Annotated in this window: 11 protein-coding genes and 7 pseudogenes; 11 read left to right on the top strand and 7 right to left on the bottom strand. The window is 58.3% G+C overall.

Translation table 11 applies throughout. The features are described 5' to 3' along the window. Positions 1–164: 164 nt before the first annotated feature. Positions 165–628 (bottom strand): annotated as a pseudogene (locus MLPF_RS17325) (amidase family protein); the annotation flags it as partial. A 30-nt stretch (positions 629–658) separates the two neighbouring features. Here MLPF_RS17325 and MLPF_RS07055 point away from each other — a divergent pair. Further along, a pseudogene (locus MLPF_RS07055) lies at positions 659–912 on the top strand (HIT family protein); the annotation flags it as partial. A gap of 9 nt (positions 913–921) precedes the next feature. Continuing rightward, positions 922–1,122, top strand: a complete 201-nt coding sequence (locus MLPF_RS07050) for a hypothetical protein (RefSeq protein ID WP_045842912.1) — start codon at positions 922–924, stop codon at positions 1,120–1,122. 567 nt (positions 1,123–1,689) lie between these two features. Here MLPF_RS07050 and MLPF_RS07045 read toward each other — a convergent pair. Then, positions 1,690–2,499, bottom strand: a complete 810-nt coding sequence (locus MLPF_RS07045; RefSeq protein WP_193386730.1) for a uracil-DNA glycosylase — start codon at positions 2,497–2,499, stop codon at positions 1,690–1,692. 182 nt (positions 2,500–2,681) lie between these two features. On the opposite strand from MLPF_RS07045, the gene MLPF_RS07040 reads away from it, so the two are divergent. The 7 genes and pseudogenes from MLPF_RS07040 to MLPF_RS17315 all read left to right on the top strand — a co-directional run bounded on the left by MLPF_RS07040 (position 2,682) and on the right by MLPF_RS17315 (position 7,677). Further along, on the top strand, positions 2,682–2,900 hold the full coding sequence (locus MLPF_RS07040) for a hypothetical protein (protein ID WP_236684949.1): 219 nt from the start codon (positions 2,682–2,684) through the stop codon (positions 2,898–2,900). 258 nt (positions 2,901–3,158) lie between these two features. Beyond that, a complete protein-coding gene (locus MLPF_RS07035; RefSeq protein ID WP_237755966.1) occupies positions 3,159–3,419 on the top strand; it encodes a hypothetical protein in 261 nt (86 codons plus the stop codon). 479 nt (positions 3,420–3,898) lie between these two features. Then, a pseudogene (locus MLPF_RS07030) lies at positions 3,899–5,246 on the top strand (FAD-binding oxidoreductase). Between the two features lie 102 nt (positions 5,247–5,348). Further along, a pseudogene (locus tag MLPF_RS07025) lies at positions 5,349–6,434 on the top strand (cytochrome P450 family protein). Position 6,435: 1 nt separating this feature from the next. Further along, positions 6,436–6,956, top strand: a pseudogene (locus MLPF_RS07020) (TetR/AcrR family transcriptional regulator). A gap of 311 nt (positions 6,957–7,267) precedes the next feature. After that, positions 7,268–7,579, top strand: a pseudogene (locus MLPF_RS17320) (PPE domain-containing protein). Next, on the top strand, positions 7,579–7,677 hold the full coding sequence (locus MLPF_RS17315; protein WP_420329592.1) for a PPE domain-containing protein: 99 nt from the start codon (positions 7,579–7,581) through the stop codon (positions 7,675–7,677). Before MLPF_RS17320 ends, MLPF_RS17315 begins: the two are co-directional and overlap by 1 nt. A 1,028-nt stretch (positions 7,678–8,705) precedes the next feature. Here the strand turns inward: MLPF_RS17315 and MLPF_RS07015 are convergent. Then, positions 8,706–9,845 (bottom strand): acyltransferase family protein, encoded by a 1,140-nt coding sequence (locus MLPF_RS07015; protein WP_045842907.1) that lies wholly within the window; start codon positions 9,843–9,845, stop codon positions 8,706–8,708. After that, positions 9,842–11,227, bottom strand: a pseudogene (locus MLPF_RS07010) (helicase-related protein); the annotation flags it as partial. The gene MLPF_RS07015 and the pseudogene MLPF_RS07010, both read right to left, overlap by 4 nt. Positions 11,228–11,459: 232 nt before the next feature. Between MLPF_RS07010 and MLPF_RS07005 the strand changes: the two are divergent. Together MLPF_RS07005 and MLPF_RS07000 are read left to right on the top strand one after the other, a co-directional pair. Further along, positions 11,460–12,065, top strand: coding sequence for an LppP/LprE family lipoprotein (locus tag MLPF_RS07005; RefSeq protein WP_045842906.1), 606 nt, complete (start codon positions 11,460–11,462; stop codon positions 12,063–12,065). A 48-nt stretch (positions 12,066–12,113) separates the two neighbouring features. Then, complete coding sequence (locus tag MLPF_RS07000; RefSeq protein WP_045842905.1) at positions 12,114–15,560, top strand: TM0106 family RecB-like putative nuclease; 3,447 nt, start codon at positions 12,114–12,116, stop codon at positions 15,558–15,560. Here the strand turns inward: MLPF_RS07000 and MLPF_RS06995 are convergent. The 3 genes from MLPF_RS06995 to MLPF_RS15735 form a co-directional block, all read right to left on the bottom strand. Beyond that, the gene (locus tag MLPF_RS06995) at positions 15,553–16,056 is read right to left on the bottom strand and encodes a hypothetical protein (protein ID WP_045842904.1); all 504 of its coding nucleotides are present in this window, start codon (positions 16,054–16,056) and stop codon (positions 15,553–15,555) included. The two genes, MLPF_RS07000 and MLPF_RS06995, sit on opposite strands and share 8 nt — an antisense overlap. A gap of 619 nt (positions 16,057–16,675) precedes the next feature. Beyond that, a complete protein-coding gene (locus MLPF_RS15740; RefSeq protein ID WP_272946099.1) occupies positions 16,676–16,807 on the bottom strand; it encodes a hypothetical protein in 132 nt (43 codons plus the stop codon). A 10-nt stretch (positions 16,808–16,817) separates the two neighbouring features. Continuing rightward, the gene (locus MLPF_RS15735) at positions 16,818–16,952 is read right to left on the bottom strand and encodes a hypothetical protein (RefSeq protein WP_272946098.1); all 135 of its coding nucleotides are present in this window, start codon (positions 16,950–16,952) and stop codon (positions 16,818–16,820) included. Between the last annotated feature and the right edge of the window lie 331 nt (positions 16,953–17,283).

Below are 17,283 nucleotides of genomic sequence, written 5' to 3'. Positions count from 1 at the left end.
GCGGCTGCCATCACCAACACAGATCACATCATGCCGCCAGGGACCAAACTGGCCGCCTGACGGGCAATCACATCTATTGTGAGCACCATGCAGCCGGGCGCGACGGGTTAGCGCTAGCAAATTCGCACCCCTTATGACACCGGCGGTCACCGGTGGGATCACGTTTATGCGGCCTCGATCTGGGCGGTAACGACAACAGCTTAGCTTCAACGTACGGCCGCCGAAAAACTGCACTGACATCGGTTAGACTTCACCGTCCAAATCCCACGGGGACGGCCGCGGCAGGTTGACCGGTCAAATTCCAGATCGGGTAGTATGGAGTCCGTTACGCTACCGGCAGCAATATAGACAGCGCCCCACGGCGCTGGTTGGCGCGGGCATGGAACGGGCCGTTGACAGTACCAGGGGGTGACGGCAACATCGACGTGGTCGAAGATCGACTGGATCAGGCACCACAACACCCCTTCTCCAGCGCAAATGGCCGCCATTCGCCGGTCTGAAAAATAATCCCAAGCGAATCAGCATCCGGGTGCGTGCTTCGAGCCGGTCGGGGTGAGCCTGCGCATCCACGTCATCGCTAATGCCACGCAAGCAGTTACCGGGGCAAATAGTTCGCATAGAACGCGGGTCGCGGATATTCGGAGGCGCGTGTAATAATATCGATATCGGTCAACGGATCACGCAGGCCGCCCGCGCGACCGAACTGGCCGACGTGATAAACATCGCGCTCAACGATGGCTGAGCTGCCTTCCAAACGATTTTCATATTCATCTGCACGTGCTTCCGCGCCGCAACGACGACAAACTGTCGGTCCCCAAAGGGATGGTGTTGCTCCGGGCCCCGGACCGGGAAACGACGGGTCAAATCTTGCGGGAAGCCCTAGCCCAAATCGATGCTAGCCAGTCAGACTGAGCTCACTATATGAGCTCTTTCGCTAACGGCTCCAAGGGTGCCAAGCGGTTCGGTGCGGTGGTCTGCAACGGCCAGGTAGGTAATCAGCACGGCGGGCTGGTGGCACCAACAGACAACATGTTGCGGTCTTCGACGACCCGGCAGCGAGTGAAAATCTACTGGTTTAGTGGTCTGCTTCGGCTGCACGGCGACCACCAGGCGCATACCTAGCCTACTGATCTGTGCGCACCGGAACGAGATCAGGACGGAAAGACGCACGTTGGCGTCAACGCCCCCAGCCATAAGAATGTTCCCTGCGGGCACACTTCACTCTTCGCTCCGACGCTCGGCGTATAAGTGAATAACCCTGCTGCCCAAGCTAATATGCGACAGCCGTACCGACGGTACTGACTCCGGAAACCAAAACCGTCTCCCGCCTTGTCACTAAACGGCAGTTAAGCCGTCCTGTAACGTTGATTTACGGCTTGAGCTGGTACGATGGGTGATCGTTGCAGGTTTTTGTAGGCAGAAATGCAGCGTGCCGCTGCCATTAGCCTGCGGATCCGGCTGTGAGCGTCGCATATGCGACCGAGTCCAAGCGGGAACGCGCAGCACAAATATCGAAACACGCACGTGAACAACACTAACGACTAGTCGTAGGGTATGCAGATCGACGACCGTGACACGTACACTTCTGCGACGACACGCCGAGAAATTAGCACAGCTTGCAGTTCTGATTCCTGGCCATCGTTATGGTCTCAGTAAGCTTATCGAGCAACCATAATTTCAGCCGTGTCACTAAATCCCGGCCAATTTCTTGGCGTCACGGAAAAGCTCGTCGAGCATTGCCGGCGTCAACCTACCGGTGAACATATTCTGCTGACTCGGATGGTAACAGCCGAGCAAACGCACACCGGCGGACAGCTGCGCCACAACACCGTGGCTGAACCGCGGCTTGCGCATTGCGGATGCGCCCGGTAGTCGAAGCGCGACCTGCCAGGCAAATCTACCCAGGGCGACGATTGCCCGAACGTGCTCAGACACCAACCGCCATTCGGCATCCAGCCAGGGTGAGCAGGTAACCCACTCCGCCGGCGTCGGAGAGTTTCCGGGCGGCGCGCACCGTACCGGTGCAGTGATCCGAGTCTGGTTGGCCTGCAACCCGTCTGCTGCGTCCATGCTGGTCGGTGAGTTCACCAACCCAGCCCGGTGCAGAGCCGCATACAACTGGTCCCCAGAACGATCTCCGGTGAATATTCGCCCGGTCCGGTTGGCGCCGTGCGCAGCGGGCGCCAGCCCCACGATCAACAGCCGCGGCTGCTGCGATCCCCAACTCGGCACCGGCCGCCCCCAATACGGCTGGTCGGCGAAAGCTCGGCGCTTGACGATCGCGACCTTTTCACGCCAGTCGACTAACCTTGGGCAGGCTCGGCATACGCTGATCTGTGCGTTGAGTTCGGGAATCGAGCCGGCTCCACCCGCCAACACCAAAACCTGTTCGGCGTTGGCGGCAACTGGAGTCCGCGGTGTGGCCAGATCGCCCGGCCAGCCGGTTCCAGGCCCGACAGGAGAACCGAACGCCTGGCCAGTACTTGGATGGATGAGCACAAGAACATCGAACCATTCCGCCGTGTGCAGTAACGAACAAGCCCTAAATTATCTAGGGGGCCTGAAATTCGATTGCTCCGCGTGTGGCCTTGACGTTAAATGCAGCCCGGCATGCGAAACAACAGCCGCAGCCCGGCGTTCCTTATCCTGTCCGCCGAGTGAGTGGCGTGCGCTGATTAGTGATGACATTTCCATCATTGCCCTTCCCCTGGCTGGTGCTTACAGCGCGGACACAGCGCACAGGACGCATCGATCGTAGTCGGCTCGACCACACTGCCCTTACTCATCTCGACGCTGACCGCCGGCACCGTGGTCGACTACTTTTGGACCCCGCCGGGTGTCAATTGGTCTCCGATGCGTTGTCTGGCGCAGCAATGACCGACGTCCCGCTAGTGGCGTGAGGGTTGGGCAACCAACGCAGTAAAAGTCGCGGTGATAGTCGCGCTCTCAGTGTTATTCAATCACACAGAGGTTACGGCTCGCCAGTCGATGCTACCCAAGGTCGCCGCACGAGCGGGCTGTTCATTGGACCGAGCCGACTACATTTACGAAGGCGATCCTCAACCTGGCGTTTGTGGTCGAACCAGGCGTCGGCGGTCTGATGATCACCACGGTCAGCAAAATCACCACGGTGTAGATCACCGTGGGCACCTTAAGAGTTGTCGATCTTCGCGATTGCCGCGTTGCGGCTCGAAGACGCCGTTAAGCTGCCACACTATCCGGCCGCAGGGGGGCGAGTATCCGGAATCGCCGACAGGCCGCGCTGCGTGTGGAGTCTGCGGATCTTGCGCACACTGGCAATAATCCACCTGGCGGTCACCGCACTGTACCGGCCGATGGCAAGCGTACTGTATTCCAAAATACTTCACCGACCAGCATCAGCAGCTTCGCTAGGCATTGATAGCACTCGCGACGGGTAGGTCTGGTGAACACTTTCGGCTACGCCGTACTGTAACCACACGTGCGCCGGCGCACGATCATGCTTACCGCAGTCCGGACCTTCAGTTCGGCGACGGTGTTAATCGCGTTCCTGCCACCGTTGCCTATCAAGTCCCGCTGATTGGCCTGCTTGATGAGCTGATGGCGGCAATTTACAACTTAAGAGGTGCAAACTCGAGCGCCACACTAAATTATTTTTAATTTTTTCTATTTGCGTGGCCGAATGGTCGGGGTGATGACGTCCACTCGCGTTCACCGCCGGCCCGTTGAACCTGCTGCTAGCCGGTTAATTGACCGACACCGCCGGATTGCGGGTAGCGTTTTGGCATTGGCGCTACCCATCGTGTTGACCGGGCTTGTCTGTGTCAGGTGGCCGTCGCTGCGCGAGCTAGACCACGCACCAGAGTTGGTCGTCGACCCCGACCCGTAGTATCGAGGCGTGGGTGTTCTGACCAGCCTCATGGCCGGTCTGCCCGACGGGATGGTAGTCACCGATCCGGTCTGTCACCGACGGCTACCGGCAGGACCGCGGCTTGGACCCGTCCGGCAGGCAAACCGCTGGCCGTGGTTCAGCCACGCCACACTGACGAGGTCAGGACGTTATTACGCTGAGCCAGCGCAAACCGGGTGCCGGTGGTGGCCCGGGGAGCCGGCAGCGGCTTGTCGGGCGGCGCTAACGCACTGGATGACGGGATCGTACTGTCGACGGAAAAGATGCGTGACATCACCGTAGACCCCGTCACCCGCACCGCGGTTTGTCAGCCCGGTCTGTTCAACGCGGAGTTAAAGAAGCCCGCCGCCCAACACGGGCTGTGGTATCCACCCGATCCGTCGTCGTTCGAGATATGCAGCATTGGTGGCAACTTCGCCACCAATGGTGGCGGACTGTGCTGTGTGAAGTACGGCGTCACAGGCGACTATGTGCTGGGCATCCAGGTGGTGTTGGCCGACGGCACCGCAGTTCCGGTTGGGTGGTCCGCGACTAAAGGACGTCGCCGGGCTGAGCCTGACAACACTCTTCGTTGGCAGCGAAGGCACGCTGGGAATCATCACGGAAGTGACACGGCGGCTGTTGCCCACCCAAAACGCGTCGAACATCGTGTTAGCCACCTTCGCCTCTGTCCAGGCGGCTGTCGATGCGGTGTTGGGAATCGCCGCTCGGCTACGTCCCACAATGCTCGAATTTATGGATTCAGTAGCAATCAATGCCGTCGAGGACACCTTCCGGATGGACCTGGACCGCGGGGCAGCCACTATGCTAGGGGCCGGCTCCGACGAATTTGGGTGCACAGGCCGCCGACGAAGTCAAACTGATCGCGGCTGTGTTTGCTGAAAACGGTGCAACACAAGTATCTTCCACGAACGACCCAGACGAGGGTGAGGCGTTTGTTGCCGCCCGAAGGTGTTTGCATCCCGGCGGTCGAAATCAAGGGCTCACTGTTGCTCGAAAACGTCAGGGTGCTGCTGCCGGCGCTAGGCAAGCTAGTTACTAGGATCGCCCACATCGTCACCGAGTGCAACTTGATGATTTCGGTGATCGCGCACACCGGCGACGGCAACACCCACCCGCTGATCGTGTACAATTTCCCCGATGCCGCGATAACGGAACGCGCCCATCATGCGTTCGGAGAAATCATGGACATGGCCGTCATCCTCGGCGGCACCATAGCCGGTGAGCACGGCGTCGGCCGGTTGCAACGACCCATGGCTGGACGGCTATCTCGGGCCCCACGTGATGGAGCTCAACCAGCGCATCAGGCACGAATTGGACCCCTATGGCTTACCTGAATCCCGGCGCGGCGATCTGATCTGCGCCCAGCATCCTGGGCGTGAAGCTGACTTCACACTTACAGCTTGCCATGCTTGACACATTTAGCAAGACGTCTTAGATATGAGACATATAGTGCTTGATGTCTCACAGGCTCCGGCTCCCCACTGCCGACATTTGGCCCAATCCCTGGTCGATGCACCAAACCCTTCGAGACCACGATCCGGTGCACCACTTCATCCCCGCAAACCAGCCCGAGGACGACTACTACGTCCTGTCCCGGCACGCCGACGTCTGGTCGACGACTCGTGACCATACGACATTCTCCTCTGCGCAGGGATGCACCATCAACTACAGCGACACAGAATTAATTGGGCTGCAAGATAACTCGCCGATGGTGATGAAAGATGAGGGAATATACACCAGGTTCCGCAAACTGGTGTCGCACGGTTTCACCCCACGACAGGTCAACGCAGTCGAGCCAAAAGTGCGTGACTTCGTCGTCGAGCGTATCGAGCAGCTGCGCGCCAAGAGCAGCTTGGATATCATCACCGAGTTTTTCAAACCATTGCCGTCTATAGTGATGGCGCACTATGTCGGTTTCCCCGAAAAAACCGGTCACAATTCGATTGCTGGCTCCAGGCCATCGTGGAGGCCAACACAGCCAACGCCGGCGGCATCACCAACGCGTTGGACACTGCCGGCTATGCGATCGAGTCGATGCTGACCTAGTTCACCAGGCTGATCGAGCGGCGCCGAAGCGAACCCAAAGACGGACACCATCTCGCACTTGGTAAAGGCCAGGGCCAACACACTGTCGGTGCTGGCGTTTACATGCACGATGTTCACCGGCGGAAACGACGCCGTCATCGGCCTGCTCGGTAGCTCGATGCCGTTGAGGAACTGCTGCGACTGACCTAATCCTTCCAGAAATTAGTGCGCATCACCACGCGAGATATCACGGTCGGCGACCACCACTGTCTCGGCCGGTCGCAGGGTTTTACTGCGCTATACGGGTAGGCCAAGTGGGATGAACGCTAATACTATAACTATGTATAGCCTCCCGGGGGCAAACTGGACGTGACCTGGTGCCCACGCAACATCCTGACCTGCAGCCACGGCGCACATACCTGGGCGCTGCGGTGACCCGGATGCAACCCCGGGTTGCGCTGACCGAGCTACTGGCCCGTTGCCCGACTTCGAGGTCGACGAGTTCAGCATAACGTGAGCTGGCGGCAGTTACATACGACGCCGCTGAGAACCTGTACCCCAGAGTGATCCGACTTCGATTGGTATGAATGAAATCGACAGGGCAGCAAGCTGTTCGCGCGCGACGCTGTACCGGTATGTCGAAAATCGTGAGGCGTTGCGGACCGCATACGTGAACCGCAGAGACCTACCGGCTTAGTAGCGAAACCAAGCGGCAGATCAACGACATCGATGACCCGTGTGAAGTTTAGTCACGAGCATCACCAGTCACATTGCGGATGGTACGCGATAGCCCGGCGTTGGCATCGTGGTTTGTTCTGACCCACCCACCGATCGGCGGCGAAATAGCCAGACAGTCTGAAGTGATCATCGCCTTGGCCGCCGCGTTCATCAACTCACCGGGTCCCAACGACACCTCCACCGTCTTACACCGGGATCGTTGATGTTACGGATGATCACCTTGTTGTTGACGCTTCCGAACCAAGGCAAAGCCGACGAGCGAGCAATGATTGAGGAGTTCGTCGTCCCGATCGTGGCGTAGGTCCCCGCCCAATAGCTGTTCATTCAGCCTGCCAAAGCGTGCACCGTAACACATAGCGCCAATACCCGATCATGTCTATAGCAAATTTTTGTCGATATTGCTAACTTCGGCACCGGGCCAGAGTTATGTTAGGACTCATCGAGTATCGCCGGTTAATCGGTGGACGCGAATTTCATGGAATTGATGCCAAGAATGTTTGTTGTTATCCAACACCCTCTTAACTGTGCGGCGTCCACTGCGGGGAAGCAATTGAATTGATTGTATCATCAGGACGTCCACGAAAGCCGCTGAGTTAACCCCCTCAGGAAGGAATGGTAATGAATTACCCAATTTTGCCTCCTGAGGTCAATTCGGCGCTGATGGAGACCGGAACCGGATCGGGATCGATGCTCACGACTGCAACGGCCTGAACTGGATTAGCCAGCTAGCTACGCTCGGCAGTAAGCTCTTTTGCGTCGGCTAGCCATGCAGAGCAGGCTGCCTCGCAAATCGCGGCAATGATAAAGGCTGTCGAATTGGTGTTGGCCGCCACGATGCAACCCCTACTGGTGGCAACTAAGCGGGCTCTGCTGTCATTTTTGGCGCATACCAACATCTTCGGGGCAGAATCGTCCAGGCGCTGATGGGCATCGAACCCGAGTACGAACAGATATGGTTCCAGGATGTGAGTGCAATGCACTGCTACCACGCCGGCGCCTCGCAGGCCTGGTCGAAACTGTAACCACTGCACTACACTGATGGAGTGCCTGCCTAGTATGCCCGGGGACAGAGAGCGGGCCACCACCGGAGCGACCTGCCGGAAGGCTGAACACGAGGCCAACCTCGCCGCCAAAGGCGGGGCGTCGGTACGCTCGCCCTCCGAAAGTCGGGGACGATGTCCACTCCAATAAAGATGCGCCTCACATCCGAATAGGGGGCGTAGCAGCCCGAAGTAGCGATGTATCAAGGCTCGATGTCGTAGCACATCCCTCCTAGCAACTCGACCCGGGGGTGCATACATCGATACCAGGGGTGTTTTCCGGCACGACATCGGCCGAACTGTAGGTCTCACTAGTGCGTCCCGCAAGATCCGATCAGGCCACCCAGCCAAGGTAATCGTTCGCGTCGAACGTCGCCGACCGTACGACCTCGAGCAACTCGCCGCCATCGTTCTTGAGGGTCCACCCAGATAACATCGGCACTGCGCACTACCGTCAGGCATTTATCATCATCGCAGAAAATCTCGAAAAACACGGATGCAGGGGGGCGTCCCCGAGGGGGTCTAACAGAGAGTGGATCGCGGGCAATGACTCGGTATCGACCAAAATGACGTACACAGCCAGGAGGGCTCAGGTAGGGAAACTGGCTACCCCCGTCGCCCCCGATGGTGTAGCCGGGCTTGCAGCTCATAGCCCAATCCGATGAACAATCGTCGTGCAGCGCAAACTAGATATCCATGTGGTACCAGCCACCGGATTGGGATTAACCAGCGTGTAACAGAGCTGATGCCCGTCGGCGAACCACATCCGGATATCCACATCGTGGGCTACACGGCATGCTCGGCGAGCATCCTGCCGTCATCGAAACTCAACCGCAGGTAACGCGGGCTAATCTCACAGCCAGTCTAGTCACGGTGAGTTGGTAGCCGCCAACACGCAATAGCTTCAGCACCGAGCCCTGCCAGCCCGGCGACGGTCTAAGTGCGGTCATAGTCCCTAAATATCTTTACATCGCCAACTGCTAACTTAGAGCAAGGCAGCCTCTCTAGATCTAATTTCGCATCCGCGTGCAGCGGTGCAGCATCCAAGCCAAGGGGATCGTCAGCACGAGCGTTGCAACGAGGAGGTTCAGCATCGACCCGGTGTAGACGTGATCTCGGACAACATAGACCATTGCGAACTCCATCGTCACCAGATGGATCAGAAAAATTTCGTAAGAAATCTCGCCCAGCCACACCATCGGCCGGCTGGCCAGTAGCGACGAATACCATCCCAGATCACCTAGCACTAGCGGAGCCACTGCCAACGTGGCGATTACGGCGTAGAAGCCCACTTTAACCAGCGCCTCCCCCAACGAGGCCGGCGATGTGGTTGGCGCCCCCGCGATAGGCATCGACACGATAAAATAGCAGATGATCGCCAGCGGTATGGCCCCGAATGCGTAGCAGCGCACGCCCATCACCTGCAGCACAGACAGCATCATTCCCCCGAGGAACCAGGCCAGGTAGGTCGGCAACCATAACCGAGCGCCGTCTGGAAACCAGTGATCGGGGTACACCAGGATCAACCATCCTGGGCTAATCAACAACATCCCAGCAAGAACAGCCAACACCAACCTCGGCTGCCAGCGTCGCTGACAGAGCAGCACCAACAACAGATATGCCAGCAGCGGTAGCGCCACATAGAAAGCGACCTCCACCGCAAGACTCCACATCTGGGTGAGGCCCTGGTGCAGATACGAACCCAGGTAGCCGTCGGTATAAATCTGCGTCAGCGTGAGGTTGCGGATCAATCCCATCCAGCTGTGTCCAGGATTCGGCCCTGCTGCACGGAAGTGATACAGAGCGTAGGAGAAAAACACGGTGATCATATAAGCAGGCATGATGCGCCTAACCCGGTGCCATGCATAGCGGCTCACCGAAGGTGGCGGACTTCCAGTGGCGGCCGACTTTACCCACGGGCTGAATAACAGGAAACCGGATAGCGCAAAGAAGATCGGGACGCCGACCTCCAATCGGGCACCGACCAGGCCCCAATAGCCGTGAGTGTACTTGCCGGTGGTGTACGCCGCGTGGGTGCCAACGACCAGGAGGGCGGCAACCGCGCGGATGCCGGTCAGTGACGCAATCCGATCCACCTGCGGCATCTGCTCTAGTCCACCTTGGGCGTCCCTTTCCTCAGCCAGCGTCATCCGGTGTGTTTTCTGCGCGGTTTGCCGCCATCACGCCCGCAGGCTTTCTCTGGTAGCTGGTCGGGCTGAAAGTCGAGCAACACACCCGAAATGTATTTTTTATCAAAATTTTTCAGTATGGCTCGGGGTAATTTAGCCAGCATCCCCACCAGAGAAAAGTTCGACCCAGTGGTTATGTGGCCAAAATCGCTACGATGCAAACCTCCATTGTTGGCAATGACCCCCACGATCGCCCCGGAACCAATCTTGTACCGTTTGTCCACGGCACCGCGATATGACGCTAAGTACCTTCCTCTCCCTGGCTTTTCGTAACGATCCCAACGTTCTTTGCCACGTTGGTTTTTGGACCTTTCAGGACCCTTCAGCCGCTGAAGTGGCGATTCGGGGATCATCAGGAACACTTCGCTGTCACGGAACACAGGCGCACACCGCGGCGATGTCAACCATCGGGACATTGCACTCACGTTCGTCATCCTCGACCAACCTATGAAATAGCTCGATTCCCGGGCCGCCGAGTGCGTCGGTGATGTAATCGCTGAATTTAGCTATTCGCTGTGCATGGGCATGTTCAACGGTAGGCAATTCAACCTCGGTAAGTGCTTGCCTCGTAGCCTTTTCGATCGATTTGAATAGGTAGAGCTCCCGTAGGGAAACGAACAACAGCGTCTTTCCCAAGTGGCCGGCCCGACCCGTAAGTCTGATCCGGTGCACATAGAACTCGGTGTCGCACGGAATGTCGTAGCTGAGCACATGCGATATCCTTTCCACGTCCAGCCTGCACGCGAAGACATCAGCGCGTGTCAGGATATCAATAGCACCTTCTCGCAGGGCGATGGTGGTCCACTCGTACTGTCCCTGCGGAGTGTCGCCATTGATAGCTGTGGCAGAGCATCCTCGAGTACACAGTTTTTTGGCGGCCTCCTCAGTCGCCTGTTTGGTGCGGACAAAGACGGTCATCGCCTCGAAAGGCTCGCTTCTAGAATACGGGTCAGTGGGCCCATCTTACGTGGACCGAAAACGCGAATATAGCGTTGCGAAATATTCTCGGCTGTAGCAGTTTTCGCTTTAAAATTGATTTCGAGCAGATCGTGTAAGTACTTTTAAGTGGTGAGTTTGCGGATCGCCGCTGGCATGTTCGTCGACCATAAAGCTACTTGTTTGTATCCCGGGGTTTCGAAAAGGGTGAGCTCAACATCTTCAGCGAAACTCATAATGAGCATCTCGTCGTCTTCATCAAACACCAGGTAGTACAATTGTGACAGGTCCAGCGTGTCGCGTTCAAGGTGGTTGATGACGTGGTCGGGGTGCCGACCACTACTTGCGCATCGCGTCTTAACCCGGCCAGTTGCACGCCCTAACAATGACCTGCCATAGATGGGTAGCCGACATCGGCAACCGCCCGCAAGACGTACGGATGGATCTGCAGATCAGCAAACGTGTCAAAGGACGCTATGGAGGTTGTCTGGGATAGCCATCGCACGTGAAGTTTAGTGGTGATCGCCAGCCCAGCGGAGTTGGACGCAGCTAATACCCGGGTCGCTAGCGGTCGTGTCTGTACCGTGACACGCCGCATAAGCCGTACAACTGCGAACGTTTACGACGGCAGGCGGTACCGTGCGCGATGTGTGGTCGCCGCCCTGTTTCGAGTCACTGCTGGGCGTGGTCGCTGTCGTGTTAGTCGCCGGGACGTTAACCTGCTGTAGTTCCGGGGACTCCACGGTCGCAAAGACTCCAGTGCCCCCCTCGACCCCCGGGACCATTTCAACCACCATCTCCAGTGCACCGAGCCCGCCATTCGTGACGGCTGCCCCGCCCACCAGCAGCACACCACCGGCTGATCCGTGCGCGGTCAATCTTGCCTCACCCACAATCGCCAGAGTGGTCTCTGAGCTGCCCCACGATCCGCGCAGTGCGCAGCCGTGGAATCCAGAACCATTGGCCGGTAACTACAACGAGTGCGCTCAGCTATCGGCGGTGATCATTAAGGCCAACACGAACGCGGTCAACCCCACCACCCGGGCAGTGTTGTTTCATCTTGGCCGGTTCATCCCACAAGGTGTACCCGACACCTACGGGTTCAACGGCATTGACCCAGCGCAGACCACCGGCGACACGGTGGCGTTGACATACCCTAGCGGCATTGACGGCTTGACCACCGTGGTGAGGTTTCATTGGAACGGCAACGCGGTCGAGCTCATAAGTAACACCGCCGGCGGCTAGCTAAGCAGCATCCCGTTACCGTCGAACCTCTCACCTACAGTTGTTGCTGTGTTCGTCACCAACGAGACCATCGTCTACAGTGCGTCGGATCTTGCCGCCGCGTTTCGGTGCGAATACACCCTACTGCTGGATTTCGACGCGAAATTGGGTCGCGGCCCCGTAGTCACCACCACCGAAGACGAACTGTTCGCACGAACCAGCGCTCTGGGCGCCGACCATGAGCGGCGTCACCTTGACCAACTACGCCACGAGTTCGGGGATGCGGTTGCGGTCATTAGCCGTCCGGAATACACGTACGCCGGGTTTGCCGCTGCCGCCGAGGCAACCCAGCGCGCCATCGCCAGCCGTGCTCCGGCGGTGTATCAGGCGGCAATGTTCGACGGTCGCTTTGTCGGGTTCATTGACTTCCTGGTACGAGACGGCGAGCAATATCGGGTCGTTGATACCAAGCTTGCACACTCGCCGAAAGTCACCGCATTGTTACAACTGGCCGCTTACGCTGATGCGCTGGCCCACTCGGGCGTCCCGGTGGCACCTGAAGCAGAGTTACGACTGGGCGACGGAATGACTGTATCCTACCGGCTCTGCGACCTTATCCCGGTCTACCGGTCCCAACGCTCGCTACTGCAGCGGCTGCTCGACCGCCACTATGCCACAGGAATGGCGGTGCGCTGGGAAGACGACGAAGTACGGTCCTGTTTGCGCTGTCCACAGTGCACCGAACAGATGCGTGCGACCGACGATCTGCTGCTAATCACAGGTATGCGAATAAGCCAGCGCACCAAGCTACTTGAAGTCGGCATAACTACCATCGCCGAACTAGCCAATTATTCCGGCCCGGTACCCGACTTGTCTTCTAGCGTATTCGGCACGTTAACCGCACAGGCCCAACTGCAAGTCCGCCAACGTGACACCGGTACTCCGCAATTCGAGATCGTTGACCCGCAAACGCTGGAGCTATTACCCTATCCAGATCCCGGTGATCTGTTCTTCGACTTCGAAGGTGATCCGCTGTGGACAGTCGACGGCCAAGAATGGGGTCTAGAATACCTGTTCGGAGTCTTGGACTCCGAACCCTCCGGGATCTTTCGCCCCTTGTGGGCGCACAACCGGGTGGAAGAACGCAAGGCACTTACTGAATTTCTGACGATGGTGACAAAACGCCGTAAGCGTCGACCGCATATGCACGTCTACCATTACGCACCCTACGAAAAGACTGCGCTGTTGCGGCTTGCCGGACGATACGGTGTCTGCGAGGACGAAGTCGACGAGCTACTGCGTAGCGGAACGCTGGTTGACCTTTATCCTCTGGTAAGAAAGAGCATTCGCTTAGGTGCCGAATCCTTTAGCCTGAAGGCGCTCGAGCCGTTGTATATGGGGGAACAACTGCGCTCCGGCGATGTAACTACCGCAGCAGATTCGATCACCTGCTATGGGAGGTACTGCGAATTACTTTCCGCCGGAAGAGTTGACGAGGCAGCAATCGTGCTCCAAGAAATCGAAAACTACAACCACTACGACTGCAGGTCCACTCGTGAATTGCGTAACTGGCTGTTGCTGCGCGCATATGAAGCCGGTGTCGTACCAGTTGGCGCCCAACCAGTTCCCGAGGGGAACACTGTCAAGGACGATGACAAACTTACGGCAACTTTGTCAGCCTTGTCGGGTTTCATCGGCGATGTAACCGTCAGCGACCGTACACCCGAGCAGACAGCGGTCGCCTTGGTGGCTGCAGCGCGCGGCTACCATCGACGCGAAGACAAGCCGTTCTGGTGGGGGCACTTTGACCGGCTGAACTTCCCTGTTGACGAATGGGCAGACAACACAGATGTCTTCGTTGCCGACGACGCGTCGGTCATCATCGACTGGCATACACCTCCTCGTGCTCGCAAGCCACAACGTCGGGTGCGGCTGCGCGGCAGATTGGCACGTGGCAACCTCAGCTCGACGGTCTTCGCACTCTATGAGCCTCCCGCCCCTCCAGCTATGGACGTCCACCCCGGCCGGCGGGCCGCCGGCCGGGCCGAGGTTATCGAGGCCGACGACCTGTCGATACCCACCGAGGTGGTCATTGTCGAACGAGTAGAAAATGACAGCAAAACATTCCGCCAGTTGCCGTTCGCACTGACCCCAGGGCCACCGATAGCAACAACGGCCCTGCGAGATTCGATCGAGTCAACGGCCACTGCACTAGCCGCCAGTTTGCCGCAACTACCCCACACCGCGCTGGTTGACATTCTGCTGCGCCGCGCTCCCCGAACCCACAGTGGCGCTCCGCTACCGCGCAGCACCGATACGGTCGCCGACATTACCGCTGCGGTGATGGACCTGGATTCATCGTACCTGGCCGTGCACGGACCACCCGGGACCGGCAAGACGCACACTGCTGCACACGTCATCACGCAATTGGTCAGCAACCACGCCTGGCGTATTGGCGTTGTCGCGCAATCGCACGCCGCGGTCGAGAACCTCTTGGACGGCGTGATCGCCGCCGGCCTCGATGCGCGACAAGTCGCAAAAAAACGGCATGACCGCAGTGCTCCGCGCTGGAAGGAGATCGACGGGAACGATTACCCCAGCTTCATTGCCGACCCCACCGGATGCGTGATCGGTGGTACAGCATGGGATTTTGCCAATCGCAATCGGGTTCCTCCGGGCAGTCTCGATTTGCTGGTCATCGACGAAGCCGGCCAGTTCTGCTTGGCCAACACCATCGCCGTGGCACCCGCGGCGGCGAATCTCATACTGTTCGGCGACCCGCAACAGCTACCACAGGTCAGTCAAGGCAATCATCCCGAACCAGTCGATACGTCCGCGTTGGATTGGCTATTTGAGGGTCAACGAACCCTGCCCGATGAACGCGGCTACTTTCTGGACCGCTCCTACCGGATGCATCCGGCGGTCTGTGCCGCAGTATCGACACTGTCCTACGAAGGCAGACTGCATGCCCACACCGAATACACTGCAGCACGGCGCCTCAACGAGTATCAACCCGGCGTGCACGTGCTGCCCGTTCACCACCAAGGCAACTCGACAGAGAGCCCCGAAGAGGCCGGCGCAATCACCGCCGAGATCGAGCGGCTGCTCGGCACGCCGTGGACCGACGAACACGGCACCCGACCGTTGGCCGTCTCTGACGTCTTGGTACTGGCACCATATAACGCCCAGGTGGCGTTGGTGCGACAAAAATTAATGTCGGCCGGGATCAGTGGGGTCCGGGTCGGAACAGTGGACAAATTCCAAGGCGGGCAAGCTCCAGTAGTCTTCATCTCGATGACAGCCTCATCTACTGAAATGGTGCCACGTGGAATTTCATTCTTGCTCAACAGGAATCGGCTCAACGTTGCCGTCAGTCGGGCACAATATGCAGCAGTGATCGTGCGCTCAGAGACGCTGACAGAGTATCTGCCCGCTACGCCTGTTGGCCTGATTGACTTGGGCGCGTTTTTGACGCTGGCGGCATTCAATAGAACCTGCGGATTGGGATCTAGATGAGGCGTAAATTTGGCAGTGTCTCATCTTCGGTGAGTCGATAACGACAGGAACCAACCGTGCGCGGCATCACTTCGGCGATACGGTGGAATCGCTGCTCGCCGTCGACGTGAACACCGTTGTGAATCAAGATAATCGGTTCAGTTAGCATCGGTACCGAATCGAAATCGGCGAGCAAACTGTACCACGATTCCACGTAATCATTGTGCCATGCGTCGGCGGTGCCCGGCTGCAGACGTCGGAACTGCATCATTGTAGATTCGATATCACACACCGATTCGCGCTCGACATCCGGCCTCGCTTCGATGTCTGGCGCGCAGCGAAGGATCAACTCGACATAGTCATCATCGTCATAACCACCATCGCCGTCGGGGAAAGGGCCGAGTCGTCTGCAGGCCGAACGGCTCATCGCCGAAGCCGTGCCGTCGACCACGAACAGCGCGGCAATAATTCCGAACCAGGCGATGAACGCGAGAAGAAGCTTAAACTCCGAAATCACAGCCGAGAACGATTAGCGCAGCCACTCGAGCAACGTTAAAGCCTTGGAGCCGCCGAGTGCATGTCCGCCTCCCGGGATCGACGGTATCTCGGCACTGATCCGCGAGGTCATCAATGCGACCATGCCCACGCCGGCTAGCTGCGGCGCCAGGCTACCTGTCGACGATAATGCCGGCAACTGGCACCAACACACCATTGGCGATCACCGGCGGTGCGATCAGCAGCGCCACGTGGATCAACAATAGCCCGCACACCACCTGCGTATAAGAACATCAGCGGCAGCAGCGCTATCGTCGCGAACGCCACAATCGCCGCCCCGACGTTACACAGGCTCTGAAGTCCGAGTCGCCGAAGATATCTGGTGGCATCAGGCGACTCGCGAGTGTTGCCTGCCTGCCAGTAGACGAATGTCGGCAGAAACCCGACGCCTGCAACGAGCGTCGCCCAGACCGACGGCACCCAATGAACGGATTGCCCGCTGCTATAGTCGGAAAACGATTAGAAAGGTACCCGACCCGGATAGCCCGACGCCGATCAGGTCGAACCGATGCCCCTGGGTGGACAGCACCAGCACCAAACCTCCATGGCCGAGCCGAGGGGGACATTAATGAAAAAATCCACTACCAGACTGCCAGCCCAGCACGTCGACCAGCGTGCCGCCGCCCGGCCACCAGCAACACCACCGCGTATCCCAACCAGTAGGCATTAGTCACCCGGACCACGGCACCATACCCGACATGCAAATCGGCCATGATGAGCAAATCACGCGATAGCGACGATGTTCGAATCGAGCACGATCATGACGAAACCGGTCACCATCGTCCACAGCGAATACCATGAGTTGGTGGAGTCGACCCGGGCCGGGGTTATTTCCTCACCTCGTTCAACTCCTGACAAGGTGCCGCGCTATGCAGCTGTGGCATGCGTCCGGCCACGGTCGTTGTTTAGCCCCGGTATCGGGGGATGCAGCTGACCGGAAACGACGTCAAGCTGATAGGTCATCAATAATCCCTAACATAATCCTCGTAATCCTTACTTGTTTTTGTTTCGGAATATCCCTTCCCGTCTGGTCGACGACTCACATCGTCGCCAACCTAAGTAATATGCAGCCCGCATTATTGCGGCTGGGCAACCCAACACGACGCCAACGAACTTAGTGCCACAGCGCGGCCCGGCATGATTTCGACTCTACACAGCTAAGAACCGAACCGACGTTAGCCTAAAGGCA

The sequence above is a fragment of the Mycobacterium lepromatosis genome, assembly GCF_000975265.2.
Taxonomy (GTDB): domain Bacteria; phylum Actinomycetota; class Actinomycetes; order Mycobacteriales; family Mycobacteriaceae; genus Mycobacterium; species Mycobacterium lepromatosis.
Note: the sequence above shows the minus strand (reverse complement) of the source record. Positions and strands in the feature narration are given on the sequence as shown.